17 protein-coding genes are annotated in these 19,808 nt (G+C 36.5%); 7 read left to right on the top strand and 10 right to left on the bottom strand.

From position 1 onward, the window contains the following. Nucleotides 1-304 precede the first annotated feature (304 nt). From ACEN2H_RS04310 to ACEN2H_RS04295, 4 genes are all read right to left on the bottom strand, one after another. Complete coding sequence (locus ACEN2H_RS04310) at nt 305-1,126, bottom strand: helix-turn-helix domain-containing protein (RefSeq protein ID WP_441730731.1); 822 nt, start codon at nt 1,124-1,126, stop codon at nt 305-307. Nucleotides 1,127-1,150: 24 nt separating this feature from the next. Beyond that, nucleotides 1,151-2,203, bottom strand: a complete 1,053-nt coding sequence (locus ACEN2H_RS04305) for a flavin monoamine oxidase family protein (protein ID WP_441730729.1) — start codon at nt 2,201-2,203, stop codon at nt 1,151-1,153. Between the two features lie 185 nt (nt 2,204-2,388). Further along, the gene (locus ACEN2H_RS04300) at nt 2,389-3,141 is read right to left on the bottom strand and encodes an SDR family NAD(P)-dependent oxidoreductase (RefSeq protein WP_441730727.1); all 753 of its coding nucleotides are present in this window, start codon (nt 3,139-3,141) and stop codon (nt 2,389-2,391) included. A gap of 84 nt (nt 3,142-3,225) precedes the next feature. Next, nucleotides 3,226-4,098: an AraC family transcriptional regulator gene (locus tag ACEN2H_RS04295; RefSeq protein WP_441730725.1), complete on the bottom strand. Its 873-nt coding sequence runs from the start codon at nt 4,096-4,098 to the stop codon at nt 3,226-3,228. 208 nt (nt 4,099-4,306) lie between these two features. On the opposite strand from ACEN2H_RS04295, the gene ACEN2H_RS04290 reads away from it, so the two are divergent. Beyond that, a complete protein-coding gene (locus ACEN2H_RS04290; protein ID WP_441730723.1) occupies nt 4,307-5,653 on the top strand; it encodes a deoxyguanosinetriphosphate triphosphohydrolase in 1,347 nt (448 codons plus the stop codon). Here ACEN2H_RS04290 and ACEN2H_RS04285 read toward each other — a convergent pair whose 3' ends face one another. Both ACEN2H_RS04285 and ACEN2H_RS04280 read right to left on the bottom strand, forming a co-directional pair. Further along, nucleotides 5,654-6,616: a DUF3078 domain-containing protein gene (locus tag ACEN2H_RS04285; protein ID WP_441730722.1), complete on the bottom strand. Its 963-nt coding sequence runs from the start codon at nt 6,614-6,616 to the stop codon at nt 5,654-5,656. Between the two features lie 35 nt (nt 6,617-6,651). Next, nucleotides 6,652-8,433, bottom strand: coding sequence for a 1-deoxy-D-xylulose-5-phosphate synthase (locus ACEN2H_RS04280; protein WP_441730720.1), 1,782 nt, complete (start codon nt 8,431-8,433; stop codon nt 6,652-6,654). 38 nt (nt 8,434-8,471) lie between these two features. Between ACEN2H_RS04280 and ACEN2H_RS04275 the strand changes: the two genes are divergently transcribed. Beyond that, a complete protein-coding gene (locus ACEN2H_RS04275; protein ID WP_441730718.1) occupies nt 8,472-8,915 on the top strand; it encodes a nucleoside deaminase in 444 nt (147 codons plus the stop codon). A gap of 150 nt (nt 8,916-9,065) precedes the next feature. Here ACEN2H_RS04275 and ACEN2H_RS04270 read toward each other — a convergent pair whose 3' ends face one another. Then, entirely contained in the window at nt 9,066-10,610 is a 1,545-nt protein-coding gene (locus ACEN2H_RS04270; RefSeq protein ID WP_441730716.1) for an Rne/Rng family ribonuclease, read from the bottom strand. 374 nt (nt 10,611-10,984) lie between these two features. Continuing rightward, entirely contained in the window at nt 10,985-11,275 is a 291-nt protein-coding gene (locus tag ACEN2H_RS04265; protein ID WP_007137418.1) for an HU family DNA-binding protein, read from the bottom strand. 134 nt (nt 11,276-11,409) lie between these two features. Here ACEN2H_RS04265 and mutY point away from each other — a divergent pair, with 134 nt between their 5' ends. The 5 genes from mutY to ACEN2H_RS04240 all read left to right on the top strand — a co-directional run bounded on the left by mutY (nt 11,410) and on the right by ACEN2H_RS04240 (nt 16,235). Next, a complete protein-coding gene (gene mutY, locus ACEN2H_RS04260) occupies nt 11,410-12,444 on the top strand; it encodes an A/G-specific adenine glycosylase (protein ID WP_441730714.1) in 1,035 nt (344 codons plus the stop codon). 49 nt (nt 12,445-12,493) lie between these two features. Next, entirely contained in the window at nt 12,494-12,934 is a 441-nt protein-coding gene (locus ACEN2H_RS04255) for a single-stranded DNA-binding protein (protein WP_441730743.1), read from the top strand. A 23-nt stretch (nt 12,935-12,957) separates the two neighbouring features. Then, entirely contained in the window at nt 12,958-14,259 is a 1,302-nt protein-coding gene (locus ACEN2H_RS04250; protein ID WP_441730712.1) for a gliding motility-associated protein GldE, read from the top strand. After that, nucleotides 14,252-14,848 carry a gliding motility lipoprotein GldD gene (gene gldD, locus ACEN2H_RS04245; protein ID WP_441730710.1) on the top strand — a complete coding sequence of 199 codons (597 nt, stop codon included), beginning with the start codon at nt 14,252-14,254 and terminating at the stop codon, nt 14,846-14,848. The genes ACEN2H_RS04250 and gldD overlap by 8 nt, the downstream gene beginning before the upstream one ends. Nucleotides 14,849-15,368: 520 nt before the next feature. After that, the gene (locus ACEN2H_RS04240; protein WP_441730741.1) at nt 15,369-16,235 is read left to right on the top strand and encodes a DMT family transporter; all 867 of its coding nucleotides are present in this window, start codon (nt 15,369-15,371) and stop codon (nt 16,233-16,235) included. 81 nt (nt 16,236-16,316) lie between these two features. Here ACEN2H_RS04240 and ACEN2H_RS04235 read toward each other — a convergent pair whose 3' ends face one another. Together ACEN2H_RS04235 and ACEN2H_RS04230 are read right to left on the bottom strand one after the other, a co-directional pair. Further along, the gene (locus ACEN2H_RS04235) at nt 16,317-18,365 is read right to left on the bottom strand and encodes a M16 family metallopeptidase (RefSeq protein ID WP_441730708.1); all 2,049 of its coding nucleotides are present in this window, start codon (nt 18,363-18,365) and stop codon (nt 16,317-16,319) included. A 12-nt stretch (nt 18,366-18,377) separates the two neighbouring features. Next, the gene (locus ACEN2H_RS04230; protein ID WP_441730706.1) at nt 18,378-19,703 is read right to left on the bottom strand and encodes a M16 family metallopeptidase; all 1,326 of its coding nucleotides are present in this window, start codon (nt 19,701-19,703) and stop codon (nt 18,378-18,380) included. Between the last annotated feature and the right edge of the window lie 105 nt (nt 19,704-19,808).

Raw genomic sequence — 19,808 nt, 5'->3', positions numbered from 1 at the left:
GGACTTTAATGTCCTTTCTTTTGAAAAAATTATCCTATCCCTTTTCCTGAGAGTTGCATTAACTAATTGAATCTAGTTTTTTAAAGAAAAGATAAAAAGGATTTCCACTTCAATTGGGGCTAAGAGCTTTGGTGTACTGCTGGTAAAATGAATTGTGAAGAGCAAAAAAAGAGTACAGAAGTACAGCCTTGTGAAGGTCACTGCTCTATTTGAAGTTAGAGAATAACTTTTACGATAGAGAATTCAATATTAGCTTTCTTAATTTGATGTGATCTGTTCTTCGTCAAGATGACAGTAGTTTGGACTATACGGCCTTTTTAAAATCAGAAGGGGAGACGCCTTCTGTTTTTCTAAAAAACCGACTGAAAGACTGAATGTCTTCATAACCTACTTCGCAAGCAATCTCTTTGATGCTTTTATCGGAGTAACGCAGGAGTCTTCGGGCTTCCAGAATCGTGCGGGTTTGAATAATCTGCTGGGGAGATTTTTCGTTGTACTTCTTGAATAAATTAGCGAGCGTTTTAGGGCTTTTATTAAGCATTTCAGCATAGTCAGCAACTTGACGCTTGGTCTTGAAATTACTTTCGACTAGGTAATTGTATTCTCTCACAATATCCAATTGCTTTTTGTCAAATGAGGTCAATTCAGTCTGCTCTTTGTACACGCGGGTGCACAAAATAAGCAGGCGTTTGAGCATCATTAGCAACATGTCGTTTTGCAAATCGTCTTTGGATACCATTTCGATAGCAAACATTTTCCATAGGATGTCAAATTTCTCGAGTTCTTCAGGTGGAATGGAAATCCTGGGAAATTCAGAAGCGCCAAAAAACAAAATCCCCTTGCAGCCCACTTCGCTATCGTGATCTGCAATGCAGTAGAAAGCTCTGTTAAACCGAATCAAACGTGCTTTGCTCACCTCTAAAACCTCGACTTTGTGGTATTCAGTTAAAAAGAAAACTGAATTTGGCGGAAACAGATGCTCGCTTCCATCAACTCTAATTTTCAATTGGTCTATTGACCAAATCACACTTAAACCATCCGTGATTTTTTCTTTAAGTAAGTCATAATTGCTAGCGTCAATATCGGCTAGTCGGATGAATTCATTCAGTTGACCTCTGTAAAGCATAGCTTTCTTTGATTTAAATCAATATTATAATTTTAAAATGTCTTTTGCTACATTCTCTGCAGCAATTACTGCGCCTTCCATATATCCGGGATATTGATTTGCGGTTTCTGTTCCTGCAAAAAATAAGCGATTGTCACAGTAGGATTCTCTGAATAAAGGATGTCCATTATTTTGATGCGGATACACGAACCCAATTTGCTGTGGACTTTTAGTTTGAATTTCTTTTGCCCATACGGTTTCATGATAAGACGTAAAATTTAATGCTTCCTGACCAAAAACCTTCTCCAATTGTACTTTTAATTTTTCTAACCGCTCTTTTTGAGAATATATTTCCATTCCAGAACTTATAAAACCACAAAGTGCAAATTTATCCAATTCGGCATTCGATTGATCGTAAAACTCTGTTATTGGTCCCACATTACTGAAGAAAGTGCCTGAAAAGTTTTTGTTGCGCCAAAAAGGGCCAGCATATACAAAAGCCACTTTAATGGAATCTTGCATCCATGTGTGGGTTTTCTCAGCAATATCAGTCAGTTTCTGTGGTAGCGCAGGGGTGACAAGAATGTCATTTGTAAACAAAGCTTGCGGCAAGGTCGAAATCACATGATCAGCCTCAAAAGATTTATTCTTAGCTGTAATTAAGACTTTGTCATTTTCAAAATTAAGACTAGAAACTGTTTCGTTTAAGTGAGTAGGAATATCAGTTAATTTGTTTTTTAAAGTTTCGATTAGTTTGCTCGTACCACCCTTGACTCTGTAACTTGGGCTGTTTTGAGGAATCTGGATTTCTTGTGCCGGAGCAGCCGAGAAGGCTTCGAAATAGGCCGTTCCTGTCATAAATTGCTCATAATACTCCAATTCCAATTCACTTATAAGTTTCCTGAAGCTGACATGGATATCGTTAAACCAAGTTGCTCCCATTTCGACTTGACCCATATCAGAAGTTACGGTATGAATACGTCCCCCAGTGCGATCCCTAGCTTCAATGATTTCGATGTCAAAACCTTTGTTTTTCAGACGATAGGCGGTTAATAAACCGCTTAAACCCGCTCCAAGTATGATTATTTTTTTAGGCATTTTTAAAATAAAATGAAAGATTGAATACTAAATGATAAAAAGATTGAAAGGTCCAAAGTTAGAAAAATAAAAAAGGGATAGACTGTTTTTGCTAAACATACTGCCTAACCTAAATTTTTCTCCAGAGGACTTGTGGTCCTCCTACTTTGAACCTTTCAACTTTATAACTTACTTACTTACTGATGTTAATTTCTTCCAGCCATAACGCCACCGTCAACATCAATGATAGCGCCTGTCGTCCAGCTGGACTTATCTGATAATAAGAATAAAATAGTATTGGCTACTTCCTCGGCTGAACCAAATCGACCTATCGGGTGAAATGCATTAAATCCTTGAAGTGCTTTTTCGGCCTCTTCTTTTCCGCCAAAAACGCCATCATATAAAGTAGTGTTTACTACTGCAGGACTAACAGCATTAACACGAATGTTATAATCCGCTAATTCCATTGCTAGGTGCTGTGTGAAAGAATGTAAACCTGCTTTTTGCATCGAATAAGCTGATGAAGGCGTCGCTTTGACAGCTTGTTTTGCCCACATGGATCCCACGTTTACGATGCTTCCGCCACCATTCTCTTTCATTTTTTTAGCGACTGCTTGTGTGATAAAAAAGAAACCACGGTTTAAATCGAGGTAAGAATCGTAATCTTCAAGGGTATGGTCTAAAAATGGTTTTGGACCAAAAATACCTGAAGCATTGACTAAATAATCAATTTTTACTACAGCATTTAAACTTGTGATAAAAGCGTTCACTTCGGCGGTGTTGCTTATGTTTACTTTATGAACGTTTACTTTACCAATTTTCTCAATTTCGCTTTTTGCTTCGTTTAGCTTGCTTAGGGTCAAACCTACAATATGCACTTCAACTCCTTGTTTCGCTAATTGTATTGCTGTCGCTTTTCCTATTCCGCTATTTCCTCCTATAATTAATGCTGTTTTCATAGTTGTGATTTTTAAAATTTATAAATACAAATCTATTGAAACAGTATTGTAACGAATGGTAATTCAAGGATGGATAATGGTAAATTAGGGAATGATGGCTTGGAATTCTTTGGGAGTAATCCCAGTTATTTTTTTGAAATACTTGGTGAAATAAGTAGGTTGATCAAAACCTAAGTCAAAGGCGATGGATTGAATAGGGAGTTGTTTGTGTCCTAGCTTGCGCTTGGCTTCCAGAACTTTTATGTTTTTTATGATTTGTGCGGGAGTGCCTCCTAAGTATTGTTTGGTGACGGCAGTGAGTTTTTTGGTGTTAGTATGAAGTTGCTGGGTGTAATATTCTGATGAAGGGAAACTACCTCGATGGTTATAGACTTCTTTTTTGAAGGCGTAGGCAAGCTCAAAGTCCCTATTTTTAAAAAGCACATCTATTTTATTTTGATTTTTAATGCGTTCGATGCTTAATAAAAGACCGCTTAGCAGAAAAAACAACTGCTCTTTTTGTAAAGGGTCTGTTTGTTCATTTTCTTCCTGAATGAGTTTAAGAAGAATTTTGATGCGGTCGACTTCGGAATTTTGTGCGGTAATATAGGGTTGCCCAATTTCGTTAAAAATGGAAAGGGAAAATCGTTGTGCCAGTTCTTGATTGAATTGATTAATGAAAAAATCATTAAAGTGAATGAGCATTCCTTCGTTTTCAGCTTGGGGACAGAAATAATGAATCTGGTTGGTGTTTATAAATACTAAACTATTTTTTTGATGGTTAATAGCTTCGTAATCAATATAATGAATTCCAGCAGTGGTAAACCAAATTAATTGATAGAACCCGTGAATATGTGCTTTGGAGGCTTGGGCTTGATTGTGTTCAAAATAGGATTTGAGGTCCTGAACTTCAAAATGAAGCTTTGAGAAATCATCTTCATGCAGGTAATATTTTTTTATGTTTTCTAGATTTTCCAAGGTGTTTTTTTAGCGTAATACAATCAAATTTTTTGTCGTGAACAAGAAGAAGCAAGTTACGTTAATTTGTCTATATAACGAAGTTGTCGTGCTTTTTCGGGAAAATAGACTAACAGGCGATTGCTATAAAAACTATAGGACAAAGTCATTTAAGTTATCCCTATTTTTTTATCTTTGAAAGATAATACAACTCTTTTAATACAATACCATGAACTGGGAACAACTCTTATCACTAAGGCGCCAAGGCGACACAAGCAAGCGCTTGCGTATTGAACAAGATGATACCCGATTGGGTTTTGAAGTGGATTATGACCGGATAATTTTCTCGGCCGCTTTTAGAAGTTTACAAGATAAAACGCAGGTTATCCCACTATCAAAAACGGATTTTGTCCACACCAGACTGACGCACAGTTTGGAAGTTTCGGTGGTAGGACGTTCATTAGGGCGTTTGGTAGGAAAGAAGATTATTGAGAAATATCCCCATTTAAAAGAAGTACATGGTTTTCATATGAATGATTTTGGTGCCATTGTTGCTGCGGCATCTTTGGCTCATGATATAGGGAATCCGCCGTTCGGACATTCTGGTGAAAAAGCCATTGGAGAATATTTTTCTATTGGAAAAGGAAAGCAATACAAAGACCAATTGTCTAAAAAAGAATGGCAAGATTTGATCGATTTTGAGGGGAATGCTAACGGATTTTCAGTTCTTACTGCCAGCCGTCCTGGAATTGAAGGAGGACTTCGGATTTCCTATGCCACCCTAGGTGCTTTCATGAAATATCCAAAAGAAAGCTTGCCTAAAAAGCCAACAAATGATATTGCCGATAAAAAATATGGGTTCTTTCAAACCGATAAAAAGTTTTTTCAGGAAGCGGCGGAAGACATGGGATTGATCCCGAACAAAAGAGGGGATGATATTGGTTTTGAAAGACATCCGCTGGCTTATTTAGTAGAGGCGGCTGATGATATTTGTTATACTATTATAGATTTTGAAGACGGAATTAATCTTGGTTTGGTCTCTGAAGATTTTGCCTTGGAGTACTTGATCAAATTGGTGAAGGATAGTATTGACACATCGAAATATAAAACCTTGACCACCAAAGAGGATAGAATCAGTTATTTGAGAGCCCTTGCAATTGGTAGTTTGATTAATGATGCTGCAAAGGTTTTTATAGAAAATGAAGAAGCTATTTTAAAAGGGAAATTTCCTTTTGCTTTGACCGATAAAAGCAAGTATAAAGCACAGATGGACGATATTATTAGTATAAGTGTAAAAAACATATATCAAAGCAGAGAGGTCATCGAGAAAGAGATTGTGGGTTATCAAATTATTCAGACGCTTTTAGATAAATTCATTACGGCTTATGACAACAATTTTAATGCTACTGCTTCTAATTTTGATAAATTAATTTTAAAACTATTGCCTGAGCGACACCATTTAGAAAAAGAAGATTTATACGGTAGATTACTTCATATCTGTCATTATGTTTCGCTGCTTACAGACGGTAATGCTTTAGAATTGTTTGAAACAATAAATGGAAAAAAAAGGGATTAATTAGAATTCATACACTGCTCCCACTCCCAAAACTTGCTTTAATTGCGTCTTCGGGCCTACGGTAATCTGTTGTCCGTTGAGATCTTCTTTAGCTTTTATATTATCATCATAAATGACATGAATTCCGATGTTTGTTCTTACGTATTGGTTTACAGTCAAGTCAATTACCATATCGTAATCAATATCGACATTGCCAAAATCATTAATGTAATCTGAATATAGGCTTAACCGATTCTCAAATGTTATGTTTTTGAAGATTTCTTTTTTATAATAGGCGGTCAGCAAAAAACCAAGTTCGACTTTTGATTTTTCACCCTCAGAAATCAAATTGCCGTTCAAATCATAGGTGGCTTTAACAACCCCAAATGAACCGAGATCTGCTAATTTTTGATCTAAAACTAAAGTAATTTTAGACGTGAATGGAGACAGATATAACATCTCATCTTTTCTTTTTGTTGCGTATTCAGCACCGAGGCCTAAGAAAATATAAGCTGGCGCAAAAGGTCGGGACACATAAATTTCCTTGTTTGGATAGGAATAACCATTGGTGAATTGCGTGTTGAAATTGAATTTGGCAGTGTGATACCAGTTGGAAAGCGTGTCTTTTCGATACCCTAGTGTAGAGTTAAACTGAAAAGCATCTTCCGTCTTTCTGAGCTCAACACCATCTTGTTTGTTTAAACCATAACGCATAATGAGTTCGTTTGCCCAATTGTAATTGTCTGTAGTGTAAACTCTGTTAAAGTTGCTTTTTAATAGCCCAGAAATTGAGCTAGTTCCTCCAGCATTCCAGTTGACAAAGGCTATTTCAGAAATATCAAAACCTATTTTGTTTTTTCTTACCCAATGTGATGACGTGTCCTTAAATACTTCTGGAGGAGATAAAGTGGTAATGATTTTCTGCGAGAAAGTATTAGTTGAAAACAAAAACAGTAGGCAGGTAAAAGTCAATAGTTTGGTCATAGTAGGTTTCGTTAAAGAGTGCAAAGTAATTATTTCTACTTAGTCGAAAAAATTATTTCTAAACTTTTAGCGTCAATTGAGCAATATCGTTGTAATTCAGCAACGGTTCCGTGTTCTATAAAGTTATCAGGGATTCCCAATGTTTTGATGTTTACAGAATAATTATTGCGGGAAGCGAACTCGAGAATTGCACTTCCGAAGCCACCTGAAATAACACCGTCCTCTAGTGTTATAATGGTTTTGAATGTATTAAATATGGAATGTAATTCCGCTTCATCTAAAGGTTTAACAAATGCAAAATCGTAATGTCCAATGGTTATTGGGTTATTTAAATTGGCTAAAGCCAAGGTGACATTTTTGCCTATAGGGCCATTGGAAAGAACAGCTATTTCAGTGCCTTTTTTCAAACATTCTGCAGAGCCAATCTCAATTTTTTCGTATTTCCCGAAATGTTGTGATTGCCAATCCGAAATTACTCCTCGACCTCTTGGGTAGCGGATCGCTATTGGGTATCCCAACCCCAACTGAGCGGTATATAAAATATTTTGTAACGCAACTTCATTCAATGGTGAATAAATAATCATATTGGGAATACAACGCAAATAAGTCAAATCAAAAACACCGTGGTGTGTCGCTCCATCTTCGCCAACTAGCCCCGCTCTATCCAAACAAAATATTACTGGTAGGTTTTGGATGGCGACATCATGAATAACTTGGTCATAAGCGCGCTGTAAAAAGGTCGAATAGATATTGCAAAAAACAATCATACCCTGGGTTGCCATTCCAGCCGAAAGTGTGACGGCATGCTGTTCAGCAATTCCGACATCAAAAGCCCGCTCTGGTAAGGCATCCATCATAAACCTCAAGGAACTTCCCGAAGGCATTGCTGGTGTTATTCCTATGATTTTTTCGTTTTTTCTGGCCAGATCCAAAACTGTCAAGCCAAAAACATCCTGGTATTTTGGGGGAAGATTTTCTTCTGATTTTAAATAAACTTCACCAGATTTCGCATCAAATTTTCCTGGAGCATGGTATTTTACCTGGTCTTCTTCGGCCTGTTTTAAGCCTTTCCCCTTTGTGGTTATCACGTGAAGGAACTTAGGGCCTTTTATATTTTGCAAACGTTTCAGTTCTTTGATAACTGCAAAAATATCGTGTCCGTCAATAGGTCCTGAGTAATCGATACTCAAAGACTTAATCATGTTATTTTGCCGCGGATTCTTTCCAGTTTTAACTGCGGTAAGGTAATTTTTTAGTGCGCCTACGCTGGGATCTATTCCGATCGCGTTGTCGTTAAGAATTACCAATAAATTAGCGTGAGTGACTCCGGCATGATTTAGTCCTTCAAAAGCCATACCTGCTGCTATTGACGCATCGCCAATAACCGCTATATGCTGTCTATCAAAAGCTCCTTTCAAATTGGAAGCAATTGCCATTCCTAATGCCGCCGATATAGAAGTGGATGAGTGGCCTACGCCAAAGGCATCATATATACTTTCGCTTCTTTTTGGAAAACCTGAAATTCCGCCAAGTTGTCTGTTGGTGTCAAAAATTTCTTTTCTTCCAGTCAGTATCTTATGTCCGTAAGCCTGATGTCCCACATCCCAGATCAGCAAATCATCAGGTGTGTTAAATACATAGTGTAATGCAATAGTTAGTTCGACTACACCGAGGCTGGCGCCGAGATGGCCTTCCTTTACTGCGACCATCTCGATGATGAAATCACGCAATTCTTGTGCTATTTGAGGAAGTTGAGCTTCGTCGATTTGGCGTAAATCGCCGGGATAGTTAATGGATGAAAGTAAATTTTCTGACATAGAGCAAATGTACGAATTGAATGCTGTATTTTTGTTTTATGGAAAATATTTTCACTGACGAGTATTTTATGAAAAAAGCTTTGAACGAGGCCGAAATGGCTTTTGCTAAAGGCGAGGTTCCTGTGGGAGCCGTCATCGTTGTTAATGATACAGTCATTGCGAGAAGTCATAATTTGACAGAACTGCTTAATGACGTGACTGCCCATGCTGAAATGCAAACGATAACTGCTGCTGCAAACTATCTTGGGGGTAAGTATTTAAATGGTTGTACGCTCTACGTAACTCTGGAACCTTGCCAGATGTGCGCTGGTGCTTTGTATTGGAGTCAGATTTCTAAAATTGTTTTTGGAGCAAGTGATAAAAATCGAGGGTTTGAGAAAATGGGCACGCAATTACATCCAAAGACTGTTGTGAAACGTGGAGTAATGGAGAATGAAGCTTCAGACCTGATGAGGCGATTTTTTATGGAGAAAAGGAAATAAGTTATGGAGTTCAATTTGCTAGCCCAGATTGAAACGTAAATCCTTTTTATTTTTTCTTTAAAAATAAAAAGATTGTAGTGCAAAGCTGGAAACAGCTTCTAGATAAAAGACACAAAAAAACCGCCAATCTCACGAAAGGCGGTTTTCTGTTTAGTCTTTTATAGCATTTCCTTTTTTATCGTAGAAATGATACTCTAAATACGTGTAAGCGTCACGAGGTATGATTTTTACCCATTTTTTATGTTCAAAAAACCATTTTGAACGTAATGATGGAAAACCTTTGGTAAGGTATGCTGCCACGAAAGGATGTGCGTTAAGCACAACATCTTTATTGCTTTTTAAAACTCTTTCTAAATCAGAATTGATTCTGTCGATGATTAAAATTGGCGCTTCAATTTCGCCTTTAACATCGTTAGGATCTTCCTCTCTAGTTTTAATATTAACTTCTGGTCTTACTCTTTGTCTAGTAATCTGGACTAATCCAAATTTACTAGGGGGTAAGATCTTGTGTTTCGCTTTATCATCGTTCATTTCCTCTCTCAAGAAGTCGAACAAAATTTTACGATTTTCAGGATTAGACAAGTCGATAAAATCAATTACAATTATACCACCCATATCACGTAGACGTAATTGTCTGGCGATTTCGGCAGCGGCAATCATATTAACTTCCATTGCGGTGTCTTCTTGGTTGGTGGCTTTATTAGAACGGTTTCCGCTGTTTACGTCAATGACGTGCAAAGCTTCAGTATGTTCGATAATAAGATAAGCACCTTTACTCATGGATACTGTTTTCCCGAATGAAGTCTTGATTTGTCTCTCTATGTTGTATTTCTCAAAAATGGGTGTGTCATTTGATTGATAAAACTTAACAATTGATTGTTTTGAAGGTGCAATTTCTTGCAAATAATCCTTCGTTTGGTTGTACAACTCTTCATCATCAATTTGGATACCGCTAAAGGTATCGTTAAAGACGTCTCTTAATATTGATGAAGCTCTATTGAGCTCTCCTAATATTTTTGACGGATGATGAGCGGTTGGTAATTTTTTACACATTGCGTCCCATCTGCTAAGCAGATTCTGCAAGTCTTTTTCTAATTCGATTGTGCTTTTGCCTTCGGCTACTGTGCGAACAATAACACCAAATCCTTTTGGTTTGACTGATTGTACTAATCGTTTAAGGCGATCTTTTTCTTTCTTGTCTTCTATTTTTTGAGAAATGGAGACACGATCAGAGAAAGGAACTAAAACAATAAATCTTCCGGCAAGAGAAAGCTCGGCGCTAATCCTTGGTCCTTTAGTAGATATTGGTTCTTTAACAACTTGTACTAAAATAGATTGGTTGGCATTGATTACATCTGTAATGGTACCGTCTTTGTCTATTTCTTTTTCAAACTGGAAGTTTTTTAGGGAGAAATCTTTTATTTTACCTGCGCTTACAAGTTTTATGAATTTCAGTTGGGAAGTTAGGTTAGGGCCTAAATCATGGTAATGTAAGAAGGCGTCTTTTTCGAAGCCTACATTAACAAAAGCTGCATTTAGTCCAGCAACTGGTTTTCGTATTTTGGCAATAAAAATATCACCTACTTGAAAGTTGCTTTTCTCTTCTTCTTTGTGTAATTCAATTAGTTTTCCATCTTTTAATAAGGCAAAATCTACAGAATCAGAACTTGATCGGATGATTAATTCTTTATTCACGTTGTAAACTTTTATCCGAACTCTTAATTTTAGACTTTGGATTTTAGACTTAGGAGTCCTAAATCATAAAATCCTGTATTCCTAGATCAATAATAGGGATGGATTAAACAATAATTTAACAGGTATTGAACCCGGGGAAAACTAGCTGGCAACAAGTAATTTTAAATTGGCGGTATGCCGAATTATAAACACTGAGGACCTAATGCTAATTTTCGATTTCAATGAACTTTTAAAAAGGAAAAAGTAGTTTAAAACTACTTTTTCTTTTTGTGACGGTTAGCTCTCGCTCTTTTTTTACGTTTGTGAGTTGCTACCTTATGTCTCTTTCTTTTTTTACCACTTGGCATATCTATTCGATTTTATGATTAATATTATTATTTTGCTTCGTTATTTATTTTCACACCTTCCACAAAAACTTTCGCTGGTTTGAATGCAGGAATGTTGTGTGCAGGAATTTTTATTGTGGTGTTTTTAGAAATATTTCTTCCAGTTTTTTCAGCTCTAGTTTTAACAATAAAGCTTCCAAATCCTCTTAAGTATACATTATCACCAGTCTCTAATGAATTTTTAACTTCAGTCATAAAAGTCTCTACTGTTGCCTGAACATCTCCTTTTTCAAGACCTAATTTTTCTGAAATTTTTGCTACGATATCTGCTTTCGTCATTTTCTTTCCTTATTTATTATATTGTAATAATTTTTTTGAGTGTGCAAATATATGAATTTAAAAAACAATTATTCAAGCTAAATCATTAAAATTTAACCACATAAACTTTTACTTTTGTCATTAAATATTTAATAATGAAATTTTCTAAATTGCTTATCCAGTGGTATTTACAAAACAAGCGTGATTTACCATGGCGAAATACTACCAATCCATACCATATTTGGCTCTCAGAAATCATGTTGCAGCAGACTCGTGTCGCTCAGGGAACGCCCTATTTTTTATCTTTCTTAGACGCTTTTCCTACTGTTTTTGACTTAGCTAATGCCGATGAAGAACAGGTATTAAAACTGTGGCAGGGATTGGGGTATTATTCTCGGGCTCGAAATCTGCATAAAACTGCTCAATATATAGCAGAGGAGCTGGAAGGAGTTTTTCCCAATAATTATAATGACCTATTGAGGCTTAAAGGAGTGGGGGAGTACACAGCCGCGGCAATTGCCTCTTTTTCTTATGGAGAGCCAGTCGCAGTTGTTGATGGAAATGCGTTTCGGGTCTTATCCCGTTATTTTGATGTTGAAACAGACATTGCTTTGGCTTCTGCCAAAAAGGAATTTACATTATTGGCTTCCGAATTAATGCCAAAAAACGATCCGGCGACTTTTAATCAAGCCATAATGGAGTTTGGTGCTTTACAATGCGTTCCTAAAAGTCCTGATTGCAGTATTTGTGTTTTTAATGATAGTTGTTTGGCGTTACAGAAAAAGAAGGTTGACCAGTTGCCAGTGAAATCGAAGAAACTAAAAGTTAGAAACCGTTATTTTAATTATTTGGTCGTCTCTGACGATAATGACGATACGGTAATTCAAAAACGAACTTCAAAAGGGATTTGGCAAAACCTTTATGAATTCCCTTTGATAGAAACGGAGGCGGTTGAAAGCTTTGATTATATTGTAGACCGGATTGAGAAAGATTTCTTTGTTAACGATAGTGTGGATAGTGTGATGGAATATAATGAGAAGAGTATAGTTCATAAACTTTCGCATCAGCATTTGCATATTAAATTTTGGAAAGTGAATATAAAAGGAAGCGTAAAAAATGGTACGGATGCCACAACTTTAAGAACATTTCCTTTTCCTATAGTTATTCATAATTTTATCGAAAAGGAATAATATTGGTCTCTAAAAAAATGTATCTTTGATATATATTCACGATAATATTATGAACGGAACATTAAATAAAGTGATGCTTATTGGGCATCTTGGAGATGAAATAAAAATGCATTATTTTGATGGTGGAAATTGTATTGGAAGGTTTCAATTGGCTACAAATGAAGTTTACATCAACAAAACTACTAATGAAAAAATCACTTCTACGGAATGGCATAATCTCGTTGTTCGTAATAAAGCTGCAGAAATTTGCGAAAAGCATTTATCAAAAGGAGATAAGATATATATAGAAGGCCGAATTAAATCTCGGCAGTGGCAGACAGAGGACGGAACTACAAAACACACGAGCGAAATTCAGGTTACGGAGTTTACTTTTCTGTCTACAAATAAAGCTGCTGAAAACAACACGCAAATTCAGAGTCCTGAATCCGTAAAAAAAACTAACTTTGACCCAGAAAATAGCGGCCTACCCATTAATGATTTGCCGTTTTAATTGTCTAACTAATCTTTTTTAATTTGGACCCAGATCCCAGTTTAATTTTTGCCTATACAATTGATACCAATCTAGTATATGGTTTTGTCGGAATAGCCGTATTGCTTTTATGTTCTGCTTTAGTTTCTGGCGCAGAAGTAGCGTTGTTCTCTTTGTCGCAAACTGAGGTTGATGAAACGACACAAGGAAACCCCTCCAAAGGAAAAATTATATCCGAGCTATTAGAAAGACCAAAAAAATTATTGGCAACACTTTTAGTGGCTAATAATTTCATCAATATTGGAGTTGTGATTCTATTCTCTTTTATAGGGGGCAACCTGTTTTCCTCGATAACTTCGCCAGTTTTAAAGTTTACTTTAGAAGTAGTTCTGGTTACCTTTTTGCTTTTGTTATTTGGTGAGGTTTTGCCTAAGGTTTATGCGAGCAGAAACAATGTAAAGTTTGCTAAATCGATAGCCTATCCTATTGCGATACTTGATAAGCTGCTGTCGCCACTAAGTATTCCAATGAGGGAAACCACGGTTTATTTGCACAATAAGTTGGGGAAACAAAAAACAAATTTTTCGGTTGATCAGTTGTCGCAAGCTCTCGAGTTGACCTCGTCAGAGGAAACTTCATTAGAAGAACAAAAAATATTATTTGGGATTGTAACTTTTGGAAACACGGATACCAAGCAGGTAATGAGCCCAAGAATAGATATTTTTGGCTTAGAAATAACTGAATCTTTTTCTGAGATATATTCTAAAATTATAGAAAAAGGTTATTCCCGAATCCCAGTTTACAGAGATAATATTGACCAGATAGAAGGAGTTTTGTTTGTTAAGGATTTACTGCGTCATTTAGACAAGGAGGAAGATTTTGAATGGAATACGTTGATTCGGGAACCGTTTTTTGTTCCAGAAAATAAGAAACTCGACAATTTGCTCAAGGATTTTCAGAGGATGAAAAGCCATCTCGCCATAGTAGTCGATGAATATGGCGGTACTTCAGGCTTAGTTTCACTAGAGGACGTTATTGAAGAAATTGTAGGAGATATCAGTGACGAATTTGATAATGAAAATGTAAATTTCATCAAAATTGATGATAAAAACTACCTTTTTGAAGGAAGAGCAAACTTAAAAGATTTTTATAGGGTTATAGATGTTGACGAAGAAGTTTTCGAAATTAAAAAAGGAGAAGCTGAGACGCTGGCTGGATTTATCCTTGAAATTTCGGGTAATTTCCCCGCCAAAGGCCAAAAAATTCGTTACGAAAACTGTTTGTTCACCATAGAAACAGTAGACAAAAAGCGAATCAAACAGATAAAAGTAACGATTGATGTTTAGATTAAGGAATGAAAGTAAAACGCAAAGCCGCAGGCTGATTATTGAAATAGCCTTGACGGTTTTGGTGTTATTGTTGTTTACAGCTTGTAAGGATGATGTTTTCCCCAAGCCAGCCAGTCATTTGCGTTTAGATTATCCAATGGCGAAATACGTTAATTTCGAAAATCAGTGTCCGTTTAGTTTTGAAATGAATTCTAATGCAATTGTAAAAGGAGAGAAGGATTGTGGTTTTACTATTTCGTACCCAAAAATGAAAGCTACGATTTACCTGACCTATAAACCAGTCAGCTCCAATATAAATGTCTTATTGAGAGATGCGCAAAAATTAACTTATGAGCATGTTATAAAAGCAGATGATATATCAGAACAACCCTATTTGAATCCGAGCAGAAAAGTATATGGTATGTTTTATCGTGTAGACGGGAATGCGGCTACAAATTCCCAGTTTTATGTAACGGACAGTACCAAACATTTTGTCACAGGTTCTGTTTATTTTTATGCTAAACCTAATTTCGACTCTATAATGCCGGCAGCTAGTTATGTTAGAAATGACATGCAGCGGTTGATGGAAACCCTGAGATGGAAATAAGAAAATACAAAAAAGGGATTCGTTGCAGCGAATCCTTTTTTTATTAACATAATTGGTTCATCAACTACTTCCAGGTCAAAAACTGTATTGGTTTTGCCGTTTCCAATTGCATGTGCTGTTTTTACAAAATGTTACGGTAGCAGGTTTTTTGTAGAGATCAACTGGAGCCGCTTGCAGTGCAGTAAGCGATGTTAGTTCTTTTTTTCTCACTTGTATAGCTTATCGCGAAAGTTATTCCTTGTACAGTAAAACTGCTTAGTTACAAGTTTGCTGTGACAATGTCTTCTTTTACTTTTGGGTTAACTTTTTCTTCAGCGGCTCCTTATCTTAGAGCTTTCTTTGTCTTTTTTTGTAATTGATAAACAAAATAACGCTAAGTACAAATACAGCTTCCTACTTCTTTCAGTTCGCAGTTATTTGATTTTAAGTATCTTAAGCAGTGTTAAAATTGTTTCTAAAATTTATAGAAAAAAGACCTCTAATTCATAAAATTATTACAATTTTGAAAAAAATAGGGGTTATGGAAGCGAAACAATTGAAATGGGCATACTTGACGGCTCTTGCCTTAGTGTGGGGAAGTTCTTTTATATTGATAAAAAAGGGACTAATTGGTTTGTCTGCCTTGCAGGTAGGGTCCTTGCGAATTATATTCGCCGCTATTTTTTTATTGCTGATTGGTTTCAAAAGCTTGCCAAAGATTCCGAAACATAAATGGAAGTACATTGCAATGACCTCAGTTTTTGGCACGTTTGGACCAGCTTTCCTTTTTGCATTGGCGCAGACTGAGATTGATAGTTCAGTAAGCTCCATCCTAAATTCCCTTACGCCATTAAATACTTTGATTTTAGGATCTTTATTTTTTGGAGTCAGTTTTCAAAAACGGCAGGTTTGGGGGGTTTTTATAGGTCTTATGGGGAGTTTGCTATTGGTGTTCAGTGGCGCTATGAATAATCCCAATCAGAACTATTATTATGCCATTTTAGTGATTATAGCATCTATTTGTTATGCCATAAATGTTAATCTAATAAAGAGGTTTTTGTCAGACTTGAGCCCGTTAAGTATTACTACGGGTAACTTTGCTGTGTTGCTTCTCCCAGCATCTTTAATTTTGTTTTTTACGGGTTTTTATGAAGTAATTCATATAGAAACTGTGCAACATGCTGTTTTGTTTATTGTTGTTTTGGGTGTTGTGGGAACAGGAATTGCCAATATTTTCTTTTTTAAATTAATCCAAATTTCGTCTCCTGTTTTTGCAACTTCGGTAACGTATTTGATTCCAGTTGTGGCTTTCTTTTGGGGGTTGCTAGACAATGAAATGCTTACTCCTGTTCAGTTTGTAGGGGCATTCATTATTTTGATAGGTGTGTATTTGTCTGCGAAAAAATAATACTCCATATAAAAAGGATGTTTTTTAAAACAACAAAGGCTATCGATTAAGATAGCCTTTGTTTGTTATTAGGTGATTTGATTATTTAAAATCTGCAGCCGTAACTCCTTCGTTGATTTTTATATCGGATATTTTGATGTCCAATTCAAAACCTACGTTCTGGACAATGTTAAAAGGAACTTTTACTCCTTTGACTTCTCTATAGTCACCAAAATTAGTTATTTGAGTAATAGACTTTCCTCCCTGATCCATTGTTTTTGCATCTGCCAGTTTTAAACCGGTAGTCACATCGTAATAGAGGGTAGTTTTACCGTCTTTAATGGCATATGCATCCTTGCCGTTAATAGTTTCGATGCCGTCAAGTGTTACGCCTTCTTTTATAGCCAACTGTAATTCTGGGAATAGGATTGCACTATCCTTCATTTCGGCCAATTCAGTTCCTTCAAAGTCTTTTCGCTGTCCTTGTTGTAGTACATAAGCGCTGGTTTCATTAACCACTTGTTTCATGATGCTCATAGTACCCATTGCCAACTCTACATTTAATTTGCCTTGCGCATCCGCTTTTGAAGTGAAAGTTAAAGGTGATGGTGCTTGAGGTATTACCGTTGAGCCTACCATAGCAATTGTTTTCACGGATTTAACCGCTTTTTCTCCACCTATGGCACTAATGTAATTGTCTAAGACGCTCTTAATGGTTACGCCTGCTGGCGTTTCTTTTTTGAAAACTGGTTTTTCTATAGAAGTTCCGTATTTATCAAAATAGAACATGGGGATTTTTAATTTCTCTAATGCGGGAGCTACTTCAGATCCTTTACCCACAACGAGTATTCTGATGTTGTCCGCTAAGAAGAACTGGTTAGCTGCGCTTTTAATGTCTTCTACTGTTACAGCATTTATATTCTTGATGTAGTTTTCGTAGAAATCCGCAGGTAAGTTTTGCGTTTCGGTATTTAAAGCATATCGCGCTACAGTCGTTGGCTTTTCAATTTGCATTACAAAGTTCCCTATGTATTTTGCCTTTGCGTTTTTCAAATCATCAGCAGAAACTATTTCTGTTCTGATTTTTCTTAATTCGCTTAAAATTTCAACTACTGAACTGTCTGTTACGGCATTTCTTACCGATGTTGAAGAACGGAATTTTTCTACGTATTTGCCGGATCCTACATTAGAATAAGCTCCGTATGTCCAACCGTGTTTTTCACGTAAGTTTAAAAATAGCCTTCCTTCTCCGCCACCGCCAAGAATCTGATTTGCTAGGATAGCTGCAAAATATTGTTTGTCGGTCATTTTTAAATTAATTGTATTCACAACTGAAATTTCAGACTGAACTGCATTCGGCATATCTACAAAATCGATCTGAGTTTGTAGCGCGTTTGTAGGATCAGGGTATGCTATCTGAGGAGCGATTCCTTTGGCCCAAGAGCCAAAAAGTTTCGTAACCATTTTTTTTACTTCTTTCGTATTGACATCCCCTACAACAATCAAGTAAGCATTTCCCGGGACAAAATTAGTTTTGTAGTTTGCAACTGCATCCTGTAAACTAACTTTGTTAATGCTTTCGGCACTTAAAAATTCTCCTGAAGGATGATTTACTCCAAAAGCCAAAACATCTTCAACTCTTCCGGCAACAGCAGCTACACTTTTTTCTTGTGTTTTTATTGCTTCTAAAAGCTTCGCTTTTATTTTATCAAATTCTTCTTGGGCAAACACTGTGTTTAATGCGCCGTCAGCCATTAACTCGAGTATTCTTCCAGAGTATTTGGACAGTCCGCTGGCAGAAGCACCATTTGAACTAAATCTTATATTTGCGCCTAAGAAATCCACTTCCTCATTAAAGGCATCTTTTGACGTTTTTGTCGTCCCGCTTCCGATAAGTTCGCTTGTTATATCTGCTACTCCTTTTTTATCTCCTTCTGCATAAGGCATATTGTCCAAGCTAAGGCTATAGGCAACTCGAGGCAGTTTATGGTTTTCCACTACCATTACTTTCAGTCCGTTCTTAAGCTCAAAATTACTGGATTTACCAATCTTAATTGTCGGAGGTGAGGTAGGAGATGGTTGCGGGATTACTTGTCCTTGCGAAACTAAAGTCAAAAACAGACTTGATAGTATGTATATTGTTTTTTTCATGATGGTTCTGTATTATTTTTTGGCTTTGTCTGATGATGGAACATAATCTAACACTAATCTTTGATTAGGATTTAGATATTTTTTTGCAACAGCTCTAATTTCCTCTGGAGTAATGCTGCGATACATGTCAATTTCTGTATTTATTAAATTTACGTCCTCGTAAAGCGTGTAGTAGGTTGCTAGATTATCAGCTATGCCTTCAATAGAGGCATTGCTATTTACGTATTGATTCTCGTACTTATTCTGTAGTTTTTGCAGTTCTCTATCAGAAATTAAATCTGTCTGTAGTTTCACGATTTCAGAATCAATTTCGGTAAGGATGTTTTTAGATGTACTCGGTGCTTGAGGTAAGCCATAAAGGATATACGTTCCATAATCTTCTTGACTATAACTAAATGCACCAATTTGCAAGGCCATTTTTTTGTCATCAACTATTTTTTTATATAACCTGGAGCTCTTACCGTCACTTAAAATTGTTGAAATAAAATCCAAAACTCTTGCATCACGAGTTTTCATGGATGGAGTTCTGTAAGCGGCAACAATCATTGGGATTTGAATGTTTGAGTCTTCAAATTGTGCTTTTATGGTTTCGGTAATTGGCTTTTCTACGAAAGTCTCTCTTTCGATAGCAGCTCCTTTTTTTATAGGTCCAAAGTATTTTTCGATCCATTCTTTAGCTTGGTCTGCTTTGAAGTCTCCGGCTACTAGAAGTACTGCGTTGTTTGGAATATAAAACTTCTTATTGAAGGCTTGGAATTCTTCTAGTTTTGCAGCGTCCAAGTGATCCATCGAACCAATGGTCGTCCAGCGGTAAGGGTGGTTTGTGAACATTTTTTTCTTTACCTCTGGAATCATTTGTCCGTAAGGGCTGTTGTCATAGCGCAATCTTTTTTCTTCTTTGACAACCTCATTTTGGGTATCTACGCCAATTTGGTTAATAACAGGATGTCTCATTCTCTCTGACTCCATCCATAATCCTAATTCAAGATTGTTAGACGGGAACACTTCGTAGTAATAGGTGCGATCTTCTGTGGTGTTGGCGTTGTTTGTCCCTCCGTTTGCAGTCACAATTTTAAACCATTCCCCACGCTCGATGTTCTTAGTACCTTCAAACAGCAAATGTTCGAAAAAGTGAGCAAAACCTGTTCTTTCCGGATTTTCATCTTTGGCTCCTACGTGATACATCACTGATGTTATCACAACTGGGGCCGAAGGGTCGTTTTGCAAAATGACATGCAGGCCATTGTCTAAATTGTATTCTTCGAAGTCTACTTTTTGTGCAGAAATGGCTCCGCCGAGCAAAAGCGTGGCGCTTAACGCCATTATTGATTTTTTCATAGGTGTTAATAGTTTGATTATTCTATAAGTCGTGCTTTAGATTATAATGTTACATTAAAAATTGTTTTTTATAAGAATTTGCGTCTTTTTTGTCGTTGGATGAGT

The sequence above is a fragment of the Flavobacterium sp. W22_SRS_FP1 genome, from assembly GCF_052113685.1.
Taxonomy (GTDB): domain Bacteria; phylum Bacteroidota; class Bacteroidia; order Flavobacteriales; family Flavobacteriaceae; genus Flavobacterium.
This window is presented reverse-complemented; position numbering and strand designations above follow the sequence as displayed.